Source organism: Pseudarthrobacter sp. 902506025 (genome assembly GCF_040702325.1).
Taxonomy (GTDB): Bacteria; Actinomycetota; Actinomycetes; order Actinomycetales; family Micrococcaceae; genus Arthrobacter.
This window is the reverse complement of the sequence record NZ_JBFBKW010000011.1, coordinates 59,359-82,994: the sequence shown is the minus strand read 5'-3', so window position 1 is coordinate 82,994 and position 23,636 is coordinate 59,359. Positions and strand designations below refer to the sequence as shown.

Below are 23,636 nucleotides of genomic sequence, written 5' to 3'. Positions count from 1 at the left end.
ATGTATATTTCCGTCTCTGACCGTAACGTCGGCCAAGGCGGGACAGAACAGGCACGCACTGCTGTTCCCTTCAGGTTCGCCCCGACCATCGTTTGGCTCGGTATCGTCAGCCTGTTTACCGATGTCTCCTCGGAGTCAGTGGCGGCGGTTCTTCCCCTGTACCTCACAGGCTACCTGGGCCTCTCGGTGATCGCGTTCGGTGTCCTGGACGGTATCAACCAGGGCGCGGGTTCGCTGGTCCGGATCGCGGCCGGATGGTATTCGGACCGCGCCGGCCGGCCCAAATATGTTGCACTGGCCGGTTACGGCCTGTCCGCCACGGCGAGGTTGGCATTGCTTTTTGCCGGGGGATTCTGGAGCCTCACCGGCACTATCACCGCGGACAGGATCGGCAAGGGAATCCGGACCGCGCCGCGGGACGCCCTGATCACAGTCAACGCGCAGCCTGAGCACCTTGCACGGCATTTCGGCGTCCACCGCATGCTCGACACCGTCGGCGCGGCGCTCGGTCCCCTGCTGGCCGCCGCCATCCTGCTTCTCATACCATCCGGATATTCCACCGTCTTTGTGGTTTCCCTGGCCTTTGCCGTGATTGGTGTGGCGGCACTGGCGCTATTTGTCCCGGACTTGCCGGCCCTAAAACTGCGCACCGCGTCCGGAAGCAGAAAGGCGGGTCCTGCACCCATCATCCGGTGGAGGACGCTGCACCGCAGCGGACTCGGCCGCCTCCTGATTACCGCGGGACTTTTTGGCCTGCTAACGGTCGGTGACGGATTCATCTACCTGGCACTCCAGGACCGCAATGCCTTCGAACTGCAATGGTTTCCGATGCTGTACGTGGGCACCAACGCCGTCTTCCTGGCGCTGGCCATCCCGCTGGGGAGGCTCGCCGACCGCTGGGGACGGACCAAGGTGTTCGTCGCCGGCCACCTTGCCCTGTTGGCCTGCTACCTGCTGGCTGCCCTCCCTTTCACGGGCGCAGGAGCAGTTGCAGGGTGCCTGGTCCTCCTCGGCATCTTTTACGCGGCGACTGACGGGGTCCTGACCGCATTGGCAAGCCAACTGGTTTCTCCGGAGCGTCTGGCCACAGGAATAGGTGCAGCCCAGACGGTTGTGGCGGTGAGCAGGATGGTTGCTTCGGCCGGATTCGGTGTCCTGTGGTTCGCGGTGGGGCCCACCGCAGCTCTGATCCTCGTGGGTTGCCTGCTGGCCCTCGCGGTGCTGGCCTCGCCGCTGCTCCTTGGCCGCGCCAAAGCAGCTAAGGTGCATGCATGATCCTTCGTGCCAGGCCCACCGGTGACAAAGGCCGGTGGGCCGTACTGCTGCTTGTCGCTGCCATGGCCCTTGCGGGAGCCGGTTTCTTCGCCTTCCAAGCCGTCCAGCGTTTCCAGGAAAGCCAGGCGGCGGCCTCCGAATCCGACGTCTCCGCGGGAGGGTCTCCGTTGCCCGCGGAACCGTTCGTCCTCTTCCGCAACACGGCCTCGGGCCAGGCCTACGGTCAGGCCGCCACGGTTTCCTTGTCCGATCCGGCCGGCGCCCGTGCGGTCAGCGGCGTGGACTGCGACCGGACCTATGGAACCAGGAGCGCAGTCATCTGCCTGCGCACCCAGCGGGGCCTCGTTACCCGTTTTGAGGCTTCCCTGTACGACAGGAATTGGCAGCAACAACGCAGTTGGGCGCTGCGCGGCATACCCAGCCGGGCCAGGATTGACAGCACGGGAAACTCGGTCGCCACCACAGTCTTCGTCACAGGCCATTCCTACGCCGGCGCAGGTTTTTCAACCGAAACTTCGATCACCCCGCTCGGGGCCGGCAGTGAATCGGGCAGCCTGGAGGAGTTTGCCCTGGTGGTGAACGGAGAAAGGGTCATGGCCAACGACCGCAACATCTGGGGGGTGACGTTCGTCCCCGGCCAACCGGATGCCTTTTATGCCACGGCTGCATCCAGCGGCCGTATCTGGTTGGTCGAGGGCAGCGTTTCGGAACGCACCCTTACTGCTGTCTACGACGGAGCGGAGTGCCCCTCCATCTCTCCGGACGGAACACGCGTGGCCTACAAAAAGAATGCCGCCGGCCCGCTCGATCCCCATTGGAATATCGCTGTCCTTGACCTGGCCAGCGGCAGTGAGACCGTTCTTCGGGAGACAGCGAGTGTTGATGACCAGGTGGAGTGGCTCGACAACGCCACCCTGCTTTATGGACTTCCGCGGTCCGATGAGGCGGGCGACAGCGATATCTGGCAGATCGGCGTGGACCCGGCCGCCAATCCTGTGCTGTTCATCGAACATGCCTGGTCACCCTCCGTTGTCCGCTGATTCGCGGCGGTCGTTCAGGCCGGATCCGGCGCGAAGACAACGTCGACAAAGTAGTTGGTGCCGGACGATGTCCGGTTGGGCACAGCCGTTCCCGTCCCATACCTGAAGAGACCGTTTTTTGCGGCTGGAGCCACGAGCACCCCGCTGGTCCAGTCTTTGGTAAAGAAGTTGCTGGTGTACGAGTACTTGCCCGCTGGGGCGTTGTAGGACACCACATACGTGGACCCCACCGTGAGCCTGACGGGCGTTGAGAGGACGGCTGTCTGCCATCCGCTCGCTGTCTCGTTCGCGTAGGTCACCCCCGCCACCTTGACGCCAGACGGATCCCACAGGGCGCCCGTATGGACTCCGGTATTGTTTGGCCCCTTGTAAAAGCGCAGGGCAGTAACCGTCCCGGGCGCCGTGGTCCGGAACGCAGTACCCAGATCGATGGCCCGGGTCTCCGTAGACGTCGCAACCTGCGGCTGAATGCTGGAGAAGAGCGTCTGGCTGGGTGGCGGGGGGCTCGCGGTGGTGAACTGCCAGGAGGTGGGCGCGAGGACGGCGCCGCTCGTGGAAACCACGTTACTGGCGCTTGCCGTGATGGCAGCGCCCGCCGGCAGGAGTTGCGCGGGGCTGAAAGTGATGGTCCGCCCGTCGGCCGACAGGGCGGAACTGCCCGTAATGCTGGTTCCTCCGGTGGAAAGCAGCAACGCCGAGCCCGGCTGTACCGCCGCTGACAACGTCAGTGCGGGTTTGGTGTCCACCGCCACCCCCGTTGCGTTAGCTGCGGGTGAGAGGGAGCTGACCGTCAGCGACGCTGTGGCTGTGCTTGTGAAGACCACGTCCACAAGGTAGCTGTTGCTGGACGAGTTGCCGGGGAAATCACTGCTGTACGAGTATCCGCCCGAGCCCTGCGTGGTGCGCAACGGGCCACTGGTGAAGCCGGTGGAGAACCCGCCCTGGGTGTAGGAGTAGGTGCCGGTGGGGGACTTGTAGGCGGCTATGTATTCAGTGTCGGCGGCTATGGCCACTGGTTGGCTGAAGGTTGCCGTTTGCCACCCGGCGGTGGATTCCCCGGAGAACGTGACGCTGGCCAGTTGCTGCCCTGCCGCGGTGAACAGCGTTCCCGTGTGCGTTCCGGTGTTTCCAGCGGCTTTGTAGAACCTGATTCCGGTGATGTTGCCACTGGCGGAGCTGGCGAACCGCACTCCCAGTGACAGCGGGACACCGTCTTTGACCTCGAGGGTGGTGGGCGTCACCGTGTCCTGGTAGAGCGTGCAGGGGCACGTGCCTTCGACCCGTGGCGGAGGAACCGTGGTGAAGGTCCAGCTGCCGCCGGCGCTGAGCTGCTGCCCTGTGCTGGACGTGGCAGTGACGGTTGCCGTGTAGGTTGAGGACGGGTTCAGGGGAACGGACGGTGTGAAGGTCACCTTTCCGGCCGTGGAGTCGAAAGCCGTGGCCCCTGGCACTCCCGCACCATCAGGCCCGGTAAGGACCAGGGCAACCGTTGAGGCTGTGGCCGGCTTGGAGAACGTCGCCGATACCAGGGTGTTAAGGGGAACACTCGACGAGCCGGGAAGCGGCGTTTGGCCGGTCGCGGTGAACGGCGGATCCGGATACTGGACCACGACGTCCACCAGGTAACTCGTTGTCGAGCGGTTGGCCGGGAAATCGCTGGTGTAGGAGTAGGCTCCGGCGTCGGACACCGCCCGGAGGTTGCCCGACGAGAGGCCGGAACCAAAGCCGTTGACAGTGGCCGAATACGTGCCGGTGGTGCTCTTGTACGCCATGATGTATTCGGTGTTTGCGGTCATTGCCACTGGCTGGTTGAAGTAGGCCGTCTGCCATCCCGAGGTTGACTCATTCGCAAACGTGACAGTCGCCAGGGCGGTGCCCGACCCCGAGAAGAGCGTTCCGGTGTGGGTTCCGGTGTTGCCTGCCGACTTGTAGAACCGCACGCCGGTCACAGTGCCGTCAGCGGTGCTGGAGAAGCGTATGCCCAGGGTCAGCGGCGTCCCGTCCTTGACCTCCGGGATGCCGGGCTGGACCGAGTCGTCGTAGAAGCTGCATGGGCAGGTGCCGGGGGTCGGTGGAGAGACGACTGTCGTAAACGACCACGTCCCTCCCGCCGTCAGGGTGCCGCCCGTGGAAGCAGTCGCCGAGAGTACGGCGGTGTACGTCGTCGCCAGCGCCAACGGGGAGGACGGCGTAAAGGTCGTCTTGCGGCTCACGGAGTCGTACACCGTTGTTCCGGCCACCTGGGTACCGTTCGCGGCCGTGAGGTTGAGCTGTACGCTGGAGGCCGTCACGGGCTTGGAGAATACAGCGCCCACGGTGGTCGACTGGGGAACGCTTGAGGATCCCGGCAACGGCCACTGTCCCGAGGCCGTCAGGGGAGTGTTGTCCGTGGTGTCGAAGACTGCGTCCACGAAGTAGTTTCCGTTGCCGTACGAGGCGGACGGATACGTATCAGGGCTGCCGTAGACGCCTGCCGCCGGGCTTCCGAATCCTCCCGCCACCGTCATGGGCGGATCGCTGAAGCCGAAGTACGCCCACTGGTAGTCCTTGACCGCGTAATGTCCTTTCGGATCGGTGTAGGAGACGGTGTAGGTCGTCCCTGCGGTGACAGCCACAGGCTGGGTGAAGAGAACCTTTTGCCAGCCGGTTGCGGTTTCGGAAGCGAAAGTAGCGCTGGCAAGCCGCTGTCCGTCAGGGCTCCACAGCGAACCGACATGGGTTCCGGTGTTGGACGTGCTCTTGTAGAAGCGCACGCCGGTAATGAAACCGTCGGTGGTGGGGGTGAACTTCATGCCGAGTTCGTAGGCTCCGCCGTCCTGGCCGTCGTCCACCGGGGGGACTTGCTGCCCGAAGACGGTGTACGGGCCGCTAAGCGAAATACTCCGGGTAGCCGCGGTGCCGGCGTTCGCGCTGTCGTCGATTGCCCGGACCCGGATGCTGGCGGTGGACAGGCCCTTCTGGATGTAGGTGTACGTCCAGTTCTGCTTTCCCTGGGCAGGGTGCCAGGTGTTGCCGCCGTCCGTTGACACCTCGACGCCGGCCACGATGCCCCCGGTGTCGGTGGCGGTTCCGGATACCGTCACGGACGATCCGTGCGCGATGGTGGTGCCGTCTGCGGGGGAGGTGATGGACACCGTCGGTCCTGCTGTGTCGGTGCTGGCGCTCGCAGCCGTCAATGCCGCGTCAAGAGTGGCGGGTTGGGCTCCCATGTCCGCCAGAAGGTTGACCTGCGCCTGCTGCATCCGGGGATCAGGAGCCGCGCCGGGGCCGTCATGTTGCTGGTCGAGCCCCCAGGTCCACTGCACGCTGCCTGCAGAGAACACCAAGGCCCCGCTGGCGGCCTTGTACAGCGTGACGTTATGGGTTGTTGTGCCGGGCTTCACGGTATTGCCGAAGTCCTGCAGGTACTGGTCCACGGCCCCGGTAGTGGTGGAGAGCCTGACCAGTCCTGCAGGCCTGAAACCGTTGTCCAGATCTTCGTCCGATTCGTAGCCCACTGTGTGGGGCGCAAGTTGGGCGGAGCCTCCCACGGGGAGCGAGGCAAGGGACGTGTTGCGCCATAGACGGGACTTCCCCTCCGCTGCGCTCACCGTGACCGGCAGGTCCGTGAAGTTGGACATGTACATCGTGCCTGTCAGGCCGTTCTCCGGCCGTCCGCCGCCATTGGCGGGTGCGGCATAGCGGGGATCGCGCCACGTTCCCGTCCATTCAGTGCTCGGGTCGATTTTGGCGTTCGACCAGGTTTCCTTGTAGGAGACCAGGGTGCGGTACGCCGCCCCGTCCGTTTTCGATGGTTCATATCTGGTGCGCCAGTAGGCTTCATTGCCGGACAGGAACTGCATATTCACTCCGGCATCGCGCGCTTTCTCGACATTGGCGCGCTGGGCGCCGGACCAGTACTCGTCGTGGCCCACGGACAGGAACACTTTGTGGTTGAGCAGCAGCGAACCGTTCCGGTCAGTGTCCACGCCGCTGATGTAGGAGACGTCATAGCCGTTCTTTTCGAGGAACCTGACCAGGGGGTACTCATTGCTGAAGTAGAAGTCACGTCCATCGGGACCGCTGCGGGTGGCGACGGGCCGGTTGTAGCTGATCTTGTAGGCGCGCCCGTTGCTGCCGCCTTCATAGAAATCGGAACCGCCGTAGGTGTTATAGGCCTGCCAGGTCGGGTCGGAGGTCTGGAAGACCACAGGGGCCTGGCTGCTGTCGTTGCGGACGATGAAGGTGATGTGGCTCCGGCCGCCGGTGTCGGGACGGTTGAGGACTGCAAGGTAGATGCCGGAGACGGCTGTGGACGGGACCTGCCACGTGGCGGAGACGGCCCACGTGCCGCAGTCGTAAAGTCCGGTGGCCACGTCCGAAGTACATTGCGGCTGGGCCTGCCGGAGCGCGGAGGGAACCACATCGGCGACCTTCCGGGCACCAAGTCCCTGGTACCACCCGGTCCGGTAGATCGCGATGGTGTAGTTGCTGGCGGTTGTATCGATTTTGAACTGCAGCGGTTGGCCCGCGTTGACGCTGATGTCCGTCGAAAAGCCCTGCAGGGTGCTGTCACCGGCTCCGTCGATGTCCCATTCCGAGGACGGGCTGCCCGGCTTCGAATTCTCGCACGCAATGGGATTGAGCAGCGGCGCGCAAGGGTCCGCGGCGTAGGCGGACTGGAGGACTCCCAGGGGTGCAAATGCGGGAAGCAATGCTGCAAGAAGAGCGAGTACCAACGTGGCAGCTGTCCTTTTCAGGACCAGCCGGTGATGCGCCTTCGATGCGGGCATTGTGAACTCCTGGGTTGAAGCGAAGGTATCGGCGGGACATTGGCGTCCCTGCCGAAAGCCGCTCCCCCCGGGGCAGCCAAACCAAGATATTCAGTTGTCCCTGCGTCAGGACCCAATAACCGGAGCTGTCTGCACTGGCAGTTGGAAGGCGTTGGCGGGAACCGGTCCGAAAGACCTTCGAGACCACCAACGCCAGCCAGCAGGCAGCCCTGTAAGCGAGAGTCTAGGGGCGGCCGGGACGCGCCTGCAGGAAATGGAAAACCATTTCGGGCAGGTGTGTGGAAATCCACACAGGCCCCTGGGGCCCCGTCGTCACCGGGATATGAGCCCTGCGCCCATGAGCTGTCCCGGCAACGTCACGGGAGCCTGGCGCCCCAGCGCCGGTGAAGCGGCTCAGCGGGAGCGGTAGTAGTCCGCCAGCCGCTCAAGGCCTTCATCGATGGAGACGGCGGGAGTCCAGGCAAGGAGTTTTTGGGTCTCACGCTGATCGAACCAGTGTGCCGTGGACAGCTGTTCAGCAAGAAACCTGGTCATGGGCGATTCGTCCTCTTTGCCGAGCCTGGGCCACGCTTTTTCCACCACTGATCCCGCAATCCGGGCAAGCTTTCCCGGTACGGACCACGACGGCGCGGGAACGCCCCCGGCGGCGCAGATGCCGGCAATCAGTTCGCCTACCGGCCGCGGTTCGCCATTGGTGACAACCAGCGCCCTCCCGTGGATTTCACTGATACGGTCCAGGGCCGCAACGATCGCCGCCGCCGCATTGTCCACATACGTGGTGTCGATAAGCGCAGCGCCCGCATCCAGCAGCGGCAGGCGGTTCCGGGCCGCCCGCGCCAGCACGCGTTCCACCAGCTGGGTGTCACCGGGTCCCCAGACCACGTGCGGCCGCACGGCGGCGACGCGGAAGCCCGGGGCGTCCGCGTCGAGGGCCAAAAGCTCCGCCTGCGCTTTGGTGCGGGCGTAGTCGCCGTGGGCGCGTGCCGGATCGGCCGGTTCTGCGCCGAGTCCGGCGATGGCGGCGCCTGAATTGGCCACCGACGGTGAGGAGACAAATACAAAGTCGCTGACTCCGGCTTCGCGCGCCGCCAGGACCAGGCGCCGCGTTCCCTCCACGTTCACGCGGTCAAACTCGTCGGCCCGGCCGGTGAAGGATACTTTGGCCGCGAGGTGGATGACTGCCTCGGTGTCCCCCACGGCAGTCCTGACGGCGGCGTCGTCGGTGAGCGAACCGCAATGGTCCGCCGCGCCGTCGACCCCTGAGGGACGCCGCTGGAAGGTGGTGACGGCGTGGCCCCTGCGCACCAGCAGCCCTGCCACTTCCCGCCCCAGCAGGCCGCTTGCCCCGGTGACCAGGATTTTCACGGCGCAACCCGCCTGCCGCCGGCCAGCACTGACGAGGCCCATTGGGCCAGCCGCGACCTGTCGATCTTTGCGTTGTGGCGGATGTCGGTGGGTTGCGCGGGGACAACCAGGACTGCCGCCACGGACACGCCTGCACCCTGGGCGGCGCTCCGTACCTTCCTGGCCAGTTCCGTGCCCGCAGGGCCGGCCTTACGGGCCGGCGGTACGGTTTCGACGACGGCGGCGACGGCCTGGGTGCCCGCGGGCCCCACGCCCACGACGGCTGCCATCCGAACACCGTCCAGCCGTTCGATGGCCTGTTCGGCGCCGACCGGAGTGACCACTCCAGGGGGCGCCGTGATGATGTGCGCCAGGCGCCCTTCCACCCACAGGCGGCCATCGGCGTCGAAATGGCCCACATCTCCGGTGCGGTGCCAGCCGGCCGGCCCGGCGCTCGCCTGCCCGGTCAGCCAAAGCCTGTCGTAGCCGTCCTTGACGTGCGGCGCGCTGACCAGGATTTCCCCCGTTACCCCCGGTTCCGTCACCGGCTCGGCCCCCGGGGCGGTACCGTCGGCCGCCAACGGGATCACGGCTATGCGGGCGCCCTGGACGGGATGCCCTACGCAGACGCCGTTGCCGGCCCCTGGCGTTCTTCCGGCTTCGGCGTCGGCCGCCGCGGCCTGGATCTGTTCGAGGCTGATATCGGTGACAGGCAGGGCCTCGGTCATGCCGTAGGGGGTATGCAACGAGGCGGCGGGCAGCAGCCGCTGCACCTCCGCAAGGAGAGGTTCCGGAACCGGTGCGCCGGCAGAGAGCAGCAGCTGGACGCGGCGGAGGGCAGCGGTGCCCTCCGGGCTGAGGCCGTCCCGGGTGGCGACGACGTTGCGCAGGGCGGCAGGGGACGCGAAGACCACCGTGGCGTCGATGGCCGCTGCAGCATCGGCCAGAGCGCGCGCGGTCAAGGTTCGGGGCGCTGTGACATCCATGGCCGGCGTTACGGACACGGTTCCCAGCGCCGGCCCCAGCAAGGCGAACGGCGCAAAGCCTGCCACCAGCTTCTGGCCCGGCTTGATGCCGAAGGTTCCCGCCACGGTGTCCCGCATGGCCGCAAGCTGCCGGTGGGTGTACAGCACGCCCTTGGCGGGACCGGTGGAGCCGGACGTGAAAAGGACGGCGGCGGGGGAGTCCGCGTCCGGGCTGGAGGCGGGAGCGGTGCCGGCAGCGGCACGCCCCGCGCCTGCCCTCGCCAGGGCGGCGAGTGAGGTCTCCACCCCGAGGAGCCGGCGCGGACCTGCCGGCAGGTCCTGCACACTGATGCGCCTGGACGCCCAGCCCAGTGCCCGGGCAGCGGCAAGGGCTTTGTCAATCCCGATCAGGACATCGGGCGTCGCTCCCTTGACCGCCCGGCTCAGCCCCCTGGTGCCCAGGCCGGCGTCGGCAACCACCACCACGGCTCCCAGCCGCAGGCTGGCATACAGGGCCACGGTCAGGTCCACCCCGGGCGGGACCATCAGGCTCACCCGGCTGCCCGGTCCTACGCCGGCCCCCTGCAGGCCTGCGGAGAGGTGCCCGACGCTTTCTTCCAGCTGCCGCCAGGTGAGGGAGCGGGCCACCGTGCCATCCGGTGCCATTTCGACGACGGCCCTTCCGCCCGCGGACGGTCCGCCGGCCAGCTCCCCAAGAAGCGTCCACAAGGGCGTGAAGCCACGGCCGTCAGCCGGGGCGGCGGGTCCAGTGACCGCGTCGCCTTCAGCAGCTGGGCCAGGGTCCGCTACACTGTCGCCGCCGTGCGTGACGCGGCCGGCAAGCCAGTCGAAGACCGCCGGCGCGATGTTCCGGTCCTCTGCCACCAGGTGCCCCGCATCCTCGTAGCGGTGCACGTCCGCGTGAGGGAGGCGGGTGAGCAGATCCTTCAGGTAGCGGTCGGAGAAGATGGGGTCCCGTGGGCCCCACAGCATCAGGACCGGCACCTCAAGGCCGCGCACGCCGTCCGCGACGCCGTTGAGGGCAGCAAAGCTGGGGTGTGAGGCGTCAACGGGAATGTCCGCCACGAAGTTGCCCACCCCCGCACGGCGTGGGGCGCTGCGGTACGGGGCCATGAAGGCGTTCCGCACGTCCGCGGGCAGCGGCGGGTGTGCCAGCGAATGCGTCACCCGCAGGAAAGCATCGGTAGTGGTGGTGCCCCACCGGTGCACGGCAGGGTGGAGGGCAAGGCGCAGCGCCGGCGGGATGGGGGAGCCGGCGGGCTGGTGGACGGCGGTGTTGGTCAGGACCACGCCGGCCAGTTGGTCGGTGTGGGCCAGCGCCCAGCCGAGGCTGATGACCCCGCCCCAGTCGTGGCCCACCGAGACCACGGGCCCTGCCAGGTCCAGGGCGGCGGTCACGTCGCCAAGGTCGTTGATCCTGTCCGCCAGCCGCCGGAAGGTCCCGGTCCGCTCGGAGAAACCCATGTCCAGCTGGTCCACGGCCACCACGCGCCACGGGTGCGCGGGATCCGAACCGGCGGCCAGCAGGCTCCGCCACAGGTAGGACCACGTGGGGTTGCCGTGAACGCACAACAGGGTTCCCTGGGGAGCCAGGCCGCGGCGTGCCAGTTCCCCGCCGTTGTCCAGCAGGTGCCAGCGGCGCACCGTGCCGGGGAAGTCAGCCCCCGATGTGGAGGGGACATCGATGTGGCGCGACCACTCGGGGTTGACGCCCGGCCAGTCCGCGATCACCAAACGATTTCCAGCATTGCGGTGTTCAGGCCGGATCCGACGCCCATGCACAACACCCTGTCACCGCTGCCCAACGACTGCGCCTCGGCTGCGAGCGTCATAGGGAGCGATGCCGGACCCACATTGCCCCAGTGCGGGAACGTGATGGGCACCTTGTCCGGGTCCAGGTCGATCGCATCGATGATGGCCTGGGTGTAGGCGTTGCTGACCTGGTGCGTGACGTAGCGGTCCATCGCGGCCCAGTCCCATTCGGGCTGGGCTTCCTGCCATGCATCGACCACGAGCTGGAGGCCGCCGTCGAGCAGCCCCTTCGTGTCGGTGTTCATGCCGTCGATGCCGCCCACGCACAACTCGTGGTGCTCGGTGCCGGCGCGCATTACGCCGCCCACCACCCGGTGTGCTCCCGGGTGCTCGTCGGCGGGCCCCAGGACGGCCGCGGCCGCCCCGGATCCCAGGGTCAGGGTGGCGAACTCCCGGTTGAAGTCATCGCGCGTTGTCTCGGGACGCTGCAGCCGGGCCAGGGTGGCCTCCTGCGTCAGCTGGGCGTCCTCGCCGTTGACAATGACGGCGTACCGTATCTGGCCCGAGTCGATCATGTTGGCTGCCAGGGTCAGGGCATTCACGAAGCCCAGGCAGGCGTTGGCAAGGTCGAAGTTCATGGCCGACGACGGCAAGCCCAGGCTGTGGTGGATCTTCACCGCCACTGAGGGTTCAAGGTTGCGCCGGGTCACCGAGGTGTTGATCAGCAGCCCGACGTCGGAGGCTTCGATGCCGGCCTCGGCGAGGGCCTTGGCGCCGGCTTCCACCGCGGCGTCGTCGAACGACGTTCCGGCAGCCCACCACCGGCGGTGCGTGATGCCCGCCACGCGCTCAAGCAGCCGCGGCGGAAACTTGAGCCGCTGCAGGGTCGATGCCAGCCGCCGGTCAAAGTCCGTGGAGCTCACAATCCTTGGAGCCTCGACGCTGCTCACCGAGAGCAGCGCGGTGTTGCTGTGGCGGAAGGTTGCATTACCTGCCAATTCAAGCCCCTCTTCGTTTTCGTCCCGCGTTCCTGCGGTGACCGTACCCACATCTGCGCAGGCTCAAGAGCTTAACTATGCCTTTGCAGTGCCGGAACACGCATATCCACCCCCGGTGCCCGTGCCGGTTCCCGGGTGCTGCTGCCGGGAAATGTCGGTCCTGCGCAGTAGATTGTAGTAACCCGGTTCCAGCAAAATGCCCCACCCGCTCCAGGAGACCAGAAAAGCCTTGCACCTCAAAAGCCTCACCGTCCGGGGGTTCAAGTCCTTTGCGTCCGCCACCACCTTCGACTTCGAACCCGGCGTCACCGCCGTCGTGGGTCCCAACGGATCCGGCAAGTCCAACGTGGTGGACGCCCTGGCGTGGGTCATGGGCGAGCAAGGGGCCAAAACCCTGCGCGGCGGCAAGATGGAGGACGTCATTTTTGCCGGCACGTCCGGGCGTCCGCCGCTGGGCCGCGCCCACGTTTCGCTCACCATCGACAACACCGATGGCGCACTCCCCATCGAGTACAGCGAAGTCACGATCTCCCGGACGCTGTTCCGGACGGGCGGGTCCGAATATGCCATCAACGGCGCAGGCTGCCGCCTGCTGGACATCCAGGAACTGCTCTCCGATTCCGGCCTGGGCCGGGAAATGCACGTCATCGTGGGCCAGGGCCAGCTGGACCGCGTCCTGCACGCCACTCCCGAGGACCGCCGCGGCTTCATTGAGGAGGCTGCCGGGATCCTCAAGCACCGGCGCCGCAAGGAACGGACGGTACGGAAGCTCGAGGCCATGCAGGCCAACCTCCAGCGCCTGACCGACCTCACCGGGGAGATCCGGCGGCAGCTCACGCCCCTTGGGAAGCAAGCCGAGGTGGCCCGCCGCGCGCAGCGGGTCCAGTTCGACGTCCGGGACGCCCGGGCGCGCCTGCTCGCCGACGACCTGGTGCAGCTGCAGCAGGCGCTGGAGCAGGATGTGGCGGACGAAGCGGCGCTCAAGGCGCGCCGGACCGCCGTCGAGCAGGAACTCGAGGCCGGGCGCAGGCAGCAGGCAGCGTTGGAACAGCTCGCAGCCGAGGCCACACCGCGGCTCAATGCCGCCAGGGACACCTGGTACCGGTTGTCCACGGCCCGTGAACGGCTTCGGTCGCTCGGCTCGCTCGCCACGGAACGGAGCCGGCTGCTGGGTTCCGAGGATGCCGCGCCGTCTTCCGGCCGGGACCCCGAACAGCTGGAGCGCCAGGCAGCCCGGGTGCGGCAGGAACTGGCCGAACTCGAACAGGACATCCAGTCCAGGCGGAGCGCCCTGGACGCGGCCAGCGCAGCGAAGGTGGAAGCGGAGCGGGCCGCACAGGCCGAGGACCAGCGGCTCACCGCGCAGCTCCGTGCCGCAGCGGACCGGCGCGAGGGCCTGGCGCGGCTGGCCGGCCAGGTCGCGGCGGCCAGGTCCCGGGTGGAGTCCGCCCAGGCGGAACTTGGAAGGCTGCGTGAATCCCTTGCCGCCGGAACTGAACGCCGGGCCCGTGCCCAGGCCGAGTTCACGGCGCTGGAAAACCAGGTGGCCGGCGTGGAGGAGGGAGAGGAATCCCTTGACGCCGACTATGAGGCCGCCAGCGATGTCCTGGACGCCGTGCTGGGGGAGATCGCGGACCTCAAAGCCGCCGTCAACGAGGGGGTCCGCAAGCGGGACGCCCTCGCCGCGCGCCTCGATGCCCTGAAGCTCGGCCTTGACCGCAAGGACGGTGCCAGGCACGTGCTGGAGTCCGGGCTCCCCGGCGTGCAGGAAAGCCTCGCTGCCGGGATCACCGTGCAGGGCGGGTACGAGCCGGCCGTCGCCGCCGCCCTGGGGGAAGCGTCAGAGGCAGTGCTCGTCCAGGACGGGGAGGCGGCGGCCGCTGTACTAAGGCGGCTCAAGGACGACGACGCCGGGCGGGCGTCGCTGCTCCTCGCATCGGCCGCGGAACCCCGTCTGGGGGATGGCGGGCAGGTGACGCTGCCTGAGGGAGCGCAGTGGGCCGCCGGCCTGGTCGATGGGCCTTCGGGGCACGTCGCCCTGGTCCGGCACCTGCTGTCCCGGACCGCCGTCGTACCCGGCATCGAGGCCGCGGCTGCCCTGGTTGCCGCACTGCCGGACATGACCGCCGTCACCCGCGAAGGGGACGTCTTCACTGCCGTCTCCGCCACGGGCGGCTCTGCCAAGGCGCCGTCCCTCCTCGAGGTGCAGGCGGCCGTGGACGACGCCGAGCGCGGACTTTCGGCGGTCACGGCGGACCTGGAGCGGAACAGGTTTGCCCTGGCCGCCGCGGAGGCGCGGCGCACAGGGGCGCAGGAGGAGGCGGACGCAGCGCTCGACAAACTGCACGAGTCCGACGCCCGCCTCGCCGCCGTAGCCGAACGTCTGGGCCACCTGAACTCTGTCCTGCGCAGCGCCGTTGGCGAGAGCGAACGGCTGGCAGCGTCCCTGGCACGGGCCGAAGGCAACGTCGCGGCGGAAGAGGAAGCGCTCGCCGCCGTCGCTGTCCGGTTGGCCGCGGCGCAGGAAGCGCCGGTGGAAGAGGAGCCGTCCACGGAGCAGCGCGACGCCCTGGCGCGTGCAGCCTCCGCCGCCCGCGCAGCCGAGGTCGAGGCACGGTTGTCGCTGCGCAGTGCCGAAGAGCAATTGGTGGCCACCCGCAACAGGGTGGCGTCCCTGGAACGCGCCGCCGCCACCGAACGCCGCGCCCGTGAGGAGGCGGCAGAGCGCGCCCGCCGCCGTCGCATCCAGGCCCGGCGGGCGGCCGCCGTTTCCTCGGGGGTGGAACTGGCTCTTGGCTATGTGGACGTCTCCGTGGACCGTGCGCGGCACGAACGGGATCTGGCCGAGGAGAACCGCGAGCTCCGCGACCGCGGGCTGCGGGAGATCCGGGAGGCGAACGATGCCCTGGCCAGGGAGCTGGCCGAACTCACCGACAACGTGCACCGCGACGAACTCGCCCGGGCCCAGCAGCGCGCCAGGATCGAGGCGGTGGAAACCCGCTCCGTGGATGAGCTGGGCATCACCCCCGAAGCGCTGGTCAACGAATTCGGGCCGCACGTGCCGGTGCCCGTTCCGGCGGAGGAATCCGGTGACAAATGGGCGGCCCTGCGGGCCCCGGTTGACGCGGACGGGGAAGAGATCCGGGAAGGCAAGCCCTATGTCCGGCAGCAGCAGGAGAAACGGCTGCGGAAGGCTGAGCGGGACCTCGCAAGCCTGGGCAAGGTCAACCCCCTGGCGCTGGAGGAATTCGCGGCGCTGGAGGAGCGGCACCAGTTCCTCAGCACCCAGCTTGAGGACCTGAAGGCGAGCCGGCGGGATCTGCTGGACATCATCAAGGAAGTGGATGACAGGGTCCAGCGGGTCTTTGCCGAAGCGTTCGAGGACACCCGGGCCCAGTTCGTCCGGGTTTTCGGGCGGCTCTTTCCCGGCGGCGAGGGACGCCTGGTCCTGACCGACCCGGCAGACATGCTCACCACCGGCATCGAAGTGGAGGCCCGCCCTGCCGGCAAGAAGATCAAGCGGCTGTCCCTGCTCTCAGGCGGCGAACGCTCCCTGACCGCAGTGGCGCTCCTGGTGGCCATCTTCAAGGCGCGGCCCTCGCCCTTCTACGTCATGGACGAGGTGGAGGCGGCCCTGGATGACACTAACCTCGGCCGGCTCATCACCATTTTCGAAGAACTCCGGGAATCCAGCCAGCTCATCGTCATCACGCACCAGAAGCGGACCATGGAAGTGGCGGACGCGCTGTATGGGGTCACCATGAGGGGCGACGGCGTCTCCACTGTCATCAGCCAGCGGTTGGGGGCCGAGGTATAGCGGCTGGTCAGCTGCCTGATGGCTGCCGGAAGCGGGCGGCCCGTTTGTGAGAAGCTAGGGGAGTGAATGACATCCTTCCCATTGTTCTGTCCATTCTTGCTGCGCTGGTGGTCATCGGCGGGCTGATTCCGGTCCTGCTGAAGACGCGGAGGAACATCACCCGCTACCCGGGCACCAGGGATGCCAACGACCCCGAAATCCGCTCCGGCGGAAGCACGGCGGTGGCGGACCGCGAAGGAACCATCGAAGGCAGGGCTCCGGAGGGTGTGGACCTCGAAGGGCTGGACACCACCGCCGTTCCGGACAATGCGGCCGGGCTGGAAACCATTCCCGTCGAAACCCCGCTGCCCGTCGCCGGCCGCCTGGCCCGGCTTCGGGAACGGCTGGCCCGCTCCAACAACGTCATGGGCAAGGGCCTGCTGGCGCTGCTGTCCAGCGACCGGATCGACGAGAGCGTCTGGGATGAAGTGGAGGAAACCCTCCTGCTCGCGGACCTGGGCACCGAACCCACCATGCAGCTGGTTGACGCCCTCCGGGAGCGCGTCAAGGTACTGGGCACCCGCACCCCCGAACACGTCAAGACCATGCTCCGGGAAGAACTCATCAAGCTTGTGGACCCCACCATGGACCGCAGCCTCAACGTACAGCGGCATGCCGACAAGCCCGCCGTGATGATGGTGGTGGGCGTGAACGGCGTGGGCAAGACCACCACCGTGGGCAAACTTGCCCGTGTGCTGGTGGCCGAGGACAAGGACGTCCTGCTGGGCGCCGCGGACACGTTCCGCGCCGCTGCCGCTGAGCAGTTGGCCACGTGGGGCCAGCGCGTGGGCGTTCCCACCGTGAAGTCGGACATCGACGGGGCCGACCCCGCCTCGGTTGCCTACGAGGCAGTGAAGGCCGGCATCGAGCAGGAAGTCGACGTGGTCATGATCGACACCGCCGGGCGCCTGCAGAACAAGGTGGGCCTGATGGACGAACTGGGCAAGGTCAAGCGCGTCGTGGAGAAGCTGGCCGAGGTGGACGAGGTCCTGCTGGTGCTGGATGCCACCACCGGCCAGAACGGGCTCAACCAGGCGCGGGTCTTCTCGGAGGTGGTCAACATCACCGGCATCGTCCTGACCAAGCTGGACGGAACTGCGAAGGGCGGCATCGTCGTCGCCATTCAGAAGACCCTCGGCGTGCCCGTCAAGCTCATCGGGCTGGGCGAAGGCGCCGACGACCTTGCCCCCTTTGACACCGAAGGCTTTGTTGACGCCCTGCTGAACTGACAGGGGCGCTTAGGAGCCGGCCGCGCGCAGTGTCTCGCGGGTGGGCAGCCAGCCGGCGGCTGCAAGGAGCATGACCCCGCCGGTCACGCCGAAAGCCCAGCCGAACCCCAGCCTGTCGGCCAGCATCCCCGCCACGAGCGGCCCAACGATCGCTCCGACGTCGGACGTCATCTGGTACACCGCCAGCACCTTGCCCCCGGACCGCCCGTTGCCAATGACATCGGCGACGGCGGCCTGCTGGGCGGGACCGAAGAGACCGGACCCGACGCCGGCGAGCGTCGACGCCGCCAGGAACCAGGGCAGGTCTGAGGTGATGCCGATGGCTGCAGTGGACAGGGCCGCCACCAACAGGCCGGAGATCATCATGGGCTTCCGCCCCACGGAGTCCGCCAGCCGTCCCGAGAAGGTCAGGGCAGCGGCGTTGCCGGCAGCAAATACTGCCAGTGCCAGGCCAGCGGCCTGAGGACCTGCCCCGAAGGCGGCCGCGGCGAACAGCGGCACCGTTGCCATCCGGACGCCAAAGGTCGCCCACCCATTGGCAAAGCTGGAGACCAGGGCGGACCTGTAGGTTCCGGCAGCCAGCGCTTCGCCAAAGCGCATGTCCGGGGCGCGGTCCTGTACCTCGGCGCCTCCCCGGCGCTGGTGGCTCAGCTGGGTCTGGACAACGAACGCGGCCACAAGCAGTGCGGCGGCGTAAGCAAGGAACGGGACGCGGAGGCCCAGTCCCGCCAGCAGGCCGCCCACGATCGGCCCGCACACATTTCCGATCAGGAAGGCCGACGCGTAGGCCCCCGAGACCCTGCCCCTGCTTTGGGGCGGCGCCAGCCGGACCACCAGGGCCATCGATGCCACCGTGAACATCACAGACCCGGCCCCGCCCAGCCCGCGGAAGAGCAGCAGCTGCCAGTAGTCCTGGGCAAAGGCGCACGCCGCAGTGGACAGCGCCACGATCAGCAGCCCGGCAACGTAGATGGGGCGTTCCCCGCGCCTGCCGATCAGGGCGCCGCCGGCAGGGGCGAATGCAAGGCGCATGAAAGCGAAGATGGCCACGATGACAGCGGCCTCAGTGTTCCCCACACCGAAGGTTGTTGCGAATTGCGGCAATACCGGCGCAACAAGCCCGAAGCCAAGCGCGATCAGGAACGCCGCGGCCAGCATCACCTTAATGTCCCGGGGGAGTTTCTCCCGCTGGGGCCTCAGCCGGGCCAAAAACCTCGAAGTGGCGCCGCTTGAGCGGGGTGGTGCCGTCATGGTGCAGGAGTCCTTGCTGGAAAGGGAGCCGGGTGGCTGCGCGGGTGCGGAAACATAACCGTAACAAGGCGGATATGCACCATTTACTTCCTAGAGGTTGTTGTAACAGGCCCGCAATCTAAATCCTCCGCGGGCGAAACACGCCGCCCACACACTCATTACAGGACGCAAAAAGGCGTTGGCAGGCGGAGTATTCCGCAAGATTCGATGAGAGAGGACGTGCACCATGGAACTTACCGCAGGTCACGTTTGGGTCATGGTAGCGGCAGCTCTCGTGCTGTTCATGACACCCGGTCTGGCATTTTTCTACGGCGGCATGACCCGCGCCAAGGCAGCCCTGAACATGATGATGATGAGCTTCATCTCCATCGGCATGGTGGGCGTTGTCTGGGTCCTGTGGGGCGCCTCCATGAGCTCCGGGGAAGGGTTCATGGAAATTGTGGGCAACCCGTTCGCCACATTCGGCCTTGAAGGGATCACCACCCCTGACGGGCTGATCAAGGTGGGCTACGCAGCCACCTTCGCCATTATCACCGTGGCCCTGATCAGCGGCGCCATCGCCGACCGCGCCAAGTTCGGCGCCTGGTCCGTGTTCGTTCCCGTCTGGGTCACGCTGGTGTACTGCCCGTTGGCCTACATGGTGTGGGGCGGCGGCCTCTTCGGCCCCGAAGGCGCGATCGGCAAGGCCCTCGGCCCGGCCATCGACTTCGCCGGCGGCACCGTGGTCCACATCAACGCAGGTGTGGCAGCACTGATCCTGGTCCTGATCATCGGCAACCGCAAGGGCTTCGGCAAGGACCCCAACCACCGCCCGCACAACATCCCGTTCGTCATGCTCGGCGCAGCCATCCTGTGGTTCGGCTGGTTCGGCTTCAACGGCGGCGCGGCCACCACTGCCGAACAGGGCGGCCTCATCTGGATCAACACCCTCGCAGCCCCGGCCGCGGCCATGCTCGGCTGGCTCGTCACCGAGCGCATCCGCGACGGACACCCCACCTCTCTCGGTGCCGCGTCCGGCGTCGTGGCCGGCCTCGTGGCCATCACCCCCGCCTGCGCCAACGTCAGCCCGGTCGGTGCCCTTGGCCTCGGCGTGGTCGCCGGTGTCGCCTCAGCCCTCGCCGTTGGACTCAAGTTCCGCTGGGGCTTCGATGACTCCCTGGACGTCGTCGGCGTCCACCTCGTCTCCGGCATCATCGGCACCGTGGCCCTGGGCTTCATCGCACTGCCCACCGACGGTGTTGGCGGCGGCCTCTTCTACGGCGGCGGACTCACCCAGCTGTGGGCGCAGCTCGCGGCAGCCGGCATCGCGATTGCCTACTCAGCGGTCCTGACGTCCATCATTGCGCTGGCCATCCACAAGACCATGGGCTTCCGGGTCTCGCAGGAACAGGAAACGGTGGGTGTGGACCTCAGCCTGCACGCCGAGACTGCCTACGAGTTCGGTCTCAGCGGCCACGGTGGAAGCTTCCAGCCGCTGCACGACATGATCACCGGCAAGGGCCAGGGCGAGACGGTCCAGGCAGCACCGGGTGCGCAAAAGGCACAGCCGGCAACAGGTAAGGAAAGCGTGGGGGCATGAAACTGATCACTGCAATCGTCAGGCCGGAAAAGCTCGAAGCCATCAGGGAGGGCCTGGAAGCCTACGGCGTGCAGGGCCTGACCGTCAGCGCGGCAAGCGGGTACGGCCGGCAGCGCGGCTATACCGAGGTCTACCGCGGAGCGGAATACAACGTGGACCTCCTGCCCAAGATCCGGGTGGAAGTCCTGGCCACGGACGAACAGGCCGACGACATCCTGGACGTGATCATTGCCAGTTCCAACACCGGCCGGGCCGGGGACGGCAAGGTCTGGACCATGGACGTCCATGAGGCAGTGCGCGTCCGGACCGGGGAACGCGGAGTGGCCGCCATTTAGGCGGGGCGGCACGGTCCCCTGCAGGGCAACAACTGAAGAGTGAGACAGGACGGGCGGGAACCGAAAGGTTCCCGCCCGTTCCTGTCTGCCGTGAAGGCTCAGTCCTTCTGCCGGTTGGTGGGCCACGACGCCGGGCCGGCCGATCCGGCGTCGTACTCCTCCAAGGGAACTTTGCCCTGTTCCCAGGCCTTGAGCACCGGCTCGACAATCCGCCAGCAGTCCTCGGCAGTGTCGCTCCGGACGGACAGCAGCGGGTCGCCGGTCAGGACACCTTCGAGCACTTCACCGTAGGGCAGGAGGTCGGAGGCGCTCAGTTCCGCTTCCAGGGTGACCCGGCCCAGGCTGAAGATGTTCCCGGGACCGTTGACGTCGACGTCGAACTCCAGCGTGTCCGGACCAAAACCGATCCGCAGCTGGTTGGGGGAGTCCACCCCGGTAAAGCCCTGCGGGAGGTGGGGCACCGGAAGGAAGGTGACCACCGCTTCCTTCCGCTTGTCGCCCAGGGCCTTGCCCGAGCGGAGGATGAAGGGGACTCCCCGCCAGCGCCAGTTGTCGATGTCCACCTGGATTTCGGCGAGGGTTTCCGTGCCCCGGGCGGGGTCCACCCCGTCCTCCTTGGCATAGTCCGGCACCTCCTTGCCTGCCACGGAACCCGCCGTGTAGCGGGCCCGCCGCGTTGAGTCGGTGAAGGGGGTCCTGACGCTGCTGGCGCGGAGGACGGCGGAGACCGCGTCCCGGAGGTCGCGCTCGCCGATAGTGGCAGGCGGTTCAATCGCCATGATGGCCATGACCTGCAGGAGGTGGCTTTGGATCATGTCGCGGAGCGCGCCGGCGCCGTCGTAGTACCGGGCACGCCCTTCCAGCGCCAGGTCCTCGTCGAAGAAGATCTCCACCTTTTCCACGTGCTGCCGGTTCCACACGGGTTCAAGGAAGTTGTTGGCAAACCGCAGGCCCAGGATGTTCAGGACCGTGGCCTTGCCCAAAAAGTGGTCCACCCGGTGGATGTGGTCCTCCGGGACAAGACGGCTCAGGGTCCGGTTCAGGGAACGGGCCGACTCCTCACTGGAGCCGAACGGCTTCTCCATCACCAGGCGGGTGCCTTCCGGAACCTCCGCCGGCTGGAGCGTCTCGCAGGCCAGCTGGCTGATCCTGGGCGGAAGGGCGAAGTAGACGGCCACCGGGCCGTGCAGCCCGGCGAGCAGGGCAGCAAGGGCACCCTTGGCCGTGACGTCCACCTGGTGGTAGGCCGTCTCCTTCTGCATGGCCTCCAGGGCGTCCTTCCCCGGCTGGTCGGCTGTGCCGGCCGCCGCGGCAAAGGACGACTCCACCCGCTCCCGCCATTGTTCCGGTGTCCAGGGATCCGAACCCGCGCCCACCAGGCTGAGGCCCTCCGCCCGGCCTGCCGCAACAAGGCGGGCGAGGCCCGGCAGGAGGAGCCGGCCCGTGAGGTCGCCCGAGGCGCCGAGGATGAGCAGGGTCTTGACAGTTGTTTGGCTCGTCATTTTGCCAGCATGCCATCTACCGTGCCTGACTTGATACCCTAGATAGTCGAGTCCCGATCATCTCCTGAAAGAAGTTCACGGCGCGTGTTCAATTCACTCTCTGACCGGTTGACAGCAACCTTCAAGAATCTCCGCGGCAAGGGCCGCCTGACGGAGGCCGATGTTGATGCCACTGTCCGCGAGATCCGCCGTGCCCTTTTGGACGCCGACGTCGCCGTTCCGGTGGTCCGTGAATTCACGGGCCGCGTCCGCGAACGCGCACTCGGCGCCGAGGTTTCGGCTGCCCTGAACCCCAGCCAGCAGATCGTCAAGATCGTCAACGAGGAACTCGTGGAGATCCTCGGCGGCGAGACCCGGCGGATCCGGCTGGCAAAGAACGGGCCCACCGTCATCATGCTGGCCGGCCTCCAGGGTGCGGGCAAGACCACCCTGGCCGGCAAGCTGTCCAAGTGGCTGAAGGCCCAGGGCCACAGCCCCCTGCTGGTGGCGTGCGACCTCCAGCGCCCCAACGCCGTCACCCAGCTCCAGGTGGTGGGCCAGCGCGCCAACGTGCCGGTCTTCGCCCCGCACCCGGGAGCCACCTCCACGGAGCTGGACCAGCCCGCCGGTGACCCGGTCGCCGTCGCGCGCGCCGGTGTGGAGGAAGCACGACAGAAGCTGCACGACGTCGTCATCGTGGACACCGCCGGCCGCCTTGGCGTGGACGCCGGCATGATGGAGCAGGCCCGCCAGATCCGCCGGGCCATCGTCCCCAACGAAGTCCTGTTCGTGATCGACTCCATGATTGGCCAGGACGCCGTCAACACGGCCCTGGCGTTCGACGAAGGCGTGAACTTCACCGGCATCGTGCTGTCCAAGCTCGACGGCGATGCCCGCGGTGGTGCCGCACTGTCCGTTGCGTCGGTCACCGGCAAGCCGGTCATGTTCGCTTCCACCGGTGAAGGCCTGGACGACTTCGAGCTGTTCCACCCGGACCGGATGGCCTCGCGCATCCTGGACATGGGCGACATCCTCACGCTCATCGAGCAGGCCGAAAAGGCCTGGGACAAAGACGAAGCTGCCCGCATGGCGAAGAAGTTCGCCGACCAGGAAGACTTCACCCTCGAAGACTTCCTGGCCCAGATGCAGCAGATCCGCAACATGGGCTCTATGAAGAAGATGCTCATGATGATGCCGGGCGCGCAGAACATCCGGCAGCAGCTCGAACAGTTCGACGAGCGGGAGATTGACCGCGTCGAGGCGATCGTCCGGTCCATGACCCCCCACGAGCGGCTGGCCCCCAAGATCATCAACGGCTCACGGCGCGCCCGCATCGCCCGTGGTTCCGGTGTCCACGTCTCCGAGGTCAATGGCCTGCTGGAGCGCTTCGCCCAGGCCCAGAAGATGATGAAGAAGATGGCACAGGGCGGCATGCCGGGAATGCCCGGGATGCCCGGCCTGCCCGGAGCCGGCGGCGGTGCGCGCAAGAATGCCAAGAACGCGCCGAAAAAGAAGCCGAAGTCGGGAAACCCGGCCAAGGCTGCGCAGGAGCGCAAGGAGGCCGAGGCCCGCCGGGCCAACGCTGCCAAGGCACTGCCCACCGGCGCGGCCTTCGGCCAGCAGGGCGGCGATTTCGACCCGTCCCAGCTGAACCTTCCCAAGGGCTTCGACAAGTTCATGGGCAAGTAGCAACCAACTGAGTAGCGCCAGGTGTCGTTTTGACCGGTCAAAACGACAC

At 67.2% G+C, this 23,636-nt stretch carries 13 protein-coding genes; 7 read left to right on the top strand and 6 right to left on the bottom strand.

Annotated elements, in window-relative coordinates; translation table 11 throughout:
- On the top strand, nt 1–1,275 hold the full coding sequence (locus tag AB0280_RS17925) for an MFS transporter (RefSeq protein WP_275181317.1): 1,275 nt from the start codon (nt 1–3) through the stop codon (nt 1,273–1,275).
- Nucleotides 1,272–2,315: a TolB family protein gene (locus AB0280_RS17920; RefSeq protein WP_275181318.1), complete on the top strand. Its 1,044-nt coding sequence runs from the start codon at nt 1,272–1,274 to the stop codon at nt 2,313–2,315. The genes AB0280_RS17925 and AB0280_RS17920 overlap by 4 nt, the downstream gene beginning before the upstream one ends.
- Nucleotides 2,316–2,329: 14 nt before the next feature.
- Here AB0280_RS17920 and AB0280_RS17915 read toward each other — a convergent pair whose 3' ends face one another.
- The 4 genes from AB0280_RS17915 to AB0280_RS17900 all read right to left on the bottom strand — a co-directional run bounded on the left by AB0280_RS17915 (nt 2,330) and on the right by AB0280_RS17900 (nt 12,167).
- Entirely contained in the window at nt 2,330–7,087 is a 4,758-nt protein-coding gene (locus AB0280_RS17915; RefSeq protein WP_366368187.1) for a DUF4082 domain-containing protein, read from the bottom strand.
- A gap of 393 nt (nt 7,088–7,480) precedes the next feature.
- Nucleotides 7,481–8,452, bottom strand: a complete 972-nt coding sequence (locus tag AB0280_RS17910; protein WP_366368185.1) for an NAD-dependent epimerase/dehydratase family protein — start codon at nt 8,450–8,452, stop codon at nt 7,481–7,483.
- A complete protein-coding gene (locus tag AB0280_RS17905; protein WP_366368183.1) occupies nt 8,449–11,151 on the bottom strand; it encodes an alpha/beta fold hydrolase in 2,703 nt (900 codons plus the stop codon). The genes AB0280_RS17910 and AB0280_RS17905 overlap by 4 nt, the downstream gene beginning before the upstream one ends.
- The gene (locus AB0280_RS17900) at nt 11,145–12,167 is read right to left on the bottom strand and encodes a 3-oxoacyl-ACP synthase III (RefSeq protein ID WP_275181321.1); all 1,023 of its coding nucleotides are present in this window, start codon (nt 12,165–12,167) and stop codon (nt 11,145–11,147) included. The genes AB0280_RS17905 and AB0280_RS17900 overlap by 7 nt, the downstream gene beginning before the upstream one ends.
- A gap of 229 nt (nt 12,168–12,396) precedes the next feature.
- On the opposite strand from AB0280_RS17900, the gene smc reads away from it, so the two are divergent.
- Together smc and ftsY are read left to right on the top strand one after the other, a co-directional pair.
- Complete coding sequence (smc, locus tag AB0280_RS17895) at nt 12,397–15,984, top strand: chromosome segregation protein SMC (RefSeq protein ID WP_275181322.1); 3,588 nt, start codon at nt 12,397–12,399, stop codon at nt 15,982–15,984.
- A gap of 62 nt (nt 15,985–16,046) precedes the next feature.
- Nucleotides 16,047–17,252: a signal recognition particle-docking protein FtsY gene (ftsY, locus tag AB0280_RS17890; protein WP_275181323.1), complete on the top strand. Its 1,206-nt coding sequence runs from the start codon at nt 16,047–16,049 to the stop codon at nt 17,250–17,252.
- A 9-nt stretch (nt 17,253–17,261) separates the two neighbouring features.
- Here ftsY and AB0280_RS17885 read toward each other — a convergent pair whose 3' ends face one another.
- Nucleotides 17,262–18,503: an MFS transporter gene (locus tag AB0280_RS17885; RefSeq protein ID WP_275181324.1), complete on the bottom strand. Its 1,242-nt coding sequence runs from the start codon at nt 18,501–18,503 to the stop codon at nt 17,262–17,264.
- 226 nt (nt 18,504–18,729) lie between these two features.
- On the opposite strand from AB0280_RS17885, the gene AB0280_RS17880 reads away from it, so the two are divergent.
- Both AB0280_RS17880 and AB0280_RS17875 read left to right on the top strand, forming a co-directional pair.
- Nucleotides 18,730–20,082 carry an ammonium transporter gene (locus AB0280_RS17880; RefSeq protein ID WP_307493307.1) on the top strand — a complete coding sequence of 451 codons (1,353 nt, stop codon included), beginning with the start codon at nt 18,730–18,732 and terminating at the stop codon, nt 20,080–20,082.
- Nucleotides 20,079–20,417, top strand: coding sequence for a P-II family nitrogen regulator (locus AB0280_RS17875; RefSeq protein ID WP_159631736.1), 339 nt, complete (start codon nt 20,079–20,081; stop codon nt 20,415–20,417). The genes AB0280_RS17880 and AB0280_RS17875 overlap by 4 nt, the downstream gene beginning before the upstream one ends.
- Before the next feature lie 98 nt (nt 20,418–20,515).
- Here the strand turns inward: AB0280_RS17875 and AB0280_RS17870 are convergent, their stop codons facing one another.
- Nucleotides 20,516–21,919 carry a glucose-6-phosphate dehydrogenase gene (locus AB0280_RS17870; RefSeq protein WP_366368181.1) on the bottom strand — a complete coding sequence of 468 codons (1,404 nt, stop codon included), beginning with the start codon at nt 21,917–21,919 and terminating at the stop codon, nt 20,516–20,518.
- Between the two features lie 84 nt (nt 21,920–22,003).
- Between AB0280_RS17870 and ffh the strand changes: the two genes are divergently transcribed.
- Nucleotides 22,004–23,587 carry a signal recognition particle protein gene (ffh, locus tag AB0280_RS17865; protein ID WP_159631738.1) on the top strand — a complete coding sequence of 528 codons (1,584 nt, stop codon included), beginning with the start codon at nt 22,004–22,006 and terminating at the stop codon, nt 23,585–23,587.
- Nucleotides 23,588–23,636: the final 49 nt, after the last annotated feature.

What these genes read in the sequence shown, in the direction of transcription:
- AB0280_RS17885 (WP_275181324.1), bottom strand. Translation starts at nt 18,503, where the DNA reads ATGACGGCACCACCCCGCTCAAGCGGCGCCACTTCGAGGTTTTTGGCC.
- AB0280_RS17880 (WP_307493307.1), top strand. Translation starts at nt 18,730, where the DNA reads ATGGAACTTACCGCAGGTCACGTTTGGGTCATGGTAGCGGCAGCTCTC.
- AB0280_RS17915 (WP_366368187.1), bottom strand. Translation starts at nt 7,087, where the DNA reads ATGCCCGCATCGAAGGCGCATCACCGGCTGGTCCTGAAAAGGACAGCT.
- AB0280_RS17920 (WP_275181318.1), top strand. Translation starts at nt 1,272, where the DNA reads ATGATCCTTCGTGCCAGGCCCACCGGTGACAAAGGCCGGTGGGCCGTA.
- AB0280_RS17870 (WP_366368181.1), bottom strand. Translation starts at nt 21,919, where the DNA reads ATGACGAGCCAAACAACTGTCAAGACCCTGCTCATCCTCGGCGCCTCG.
- AB0280_RS17925 (WP_275181317.1), top strand. Translation starts at nt 1, where the DNA reads ATGTATATTTCCGTCTCTGACCGTAACGTCGGCCAAGGCGGGACAGAA.
- AB0280_RS17875 (WP_159631736.1), top strand. Translation starts at nt 20,079, where the DNA reads ATGAAACTGATCACTGCAATCGTCAGGCCGGAAAAGCTCGAAGCCATC.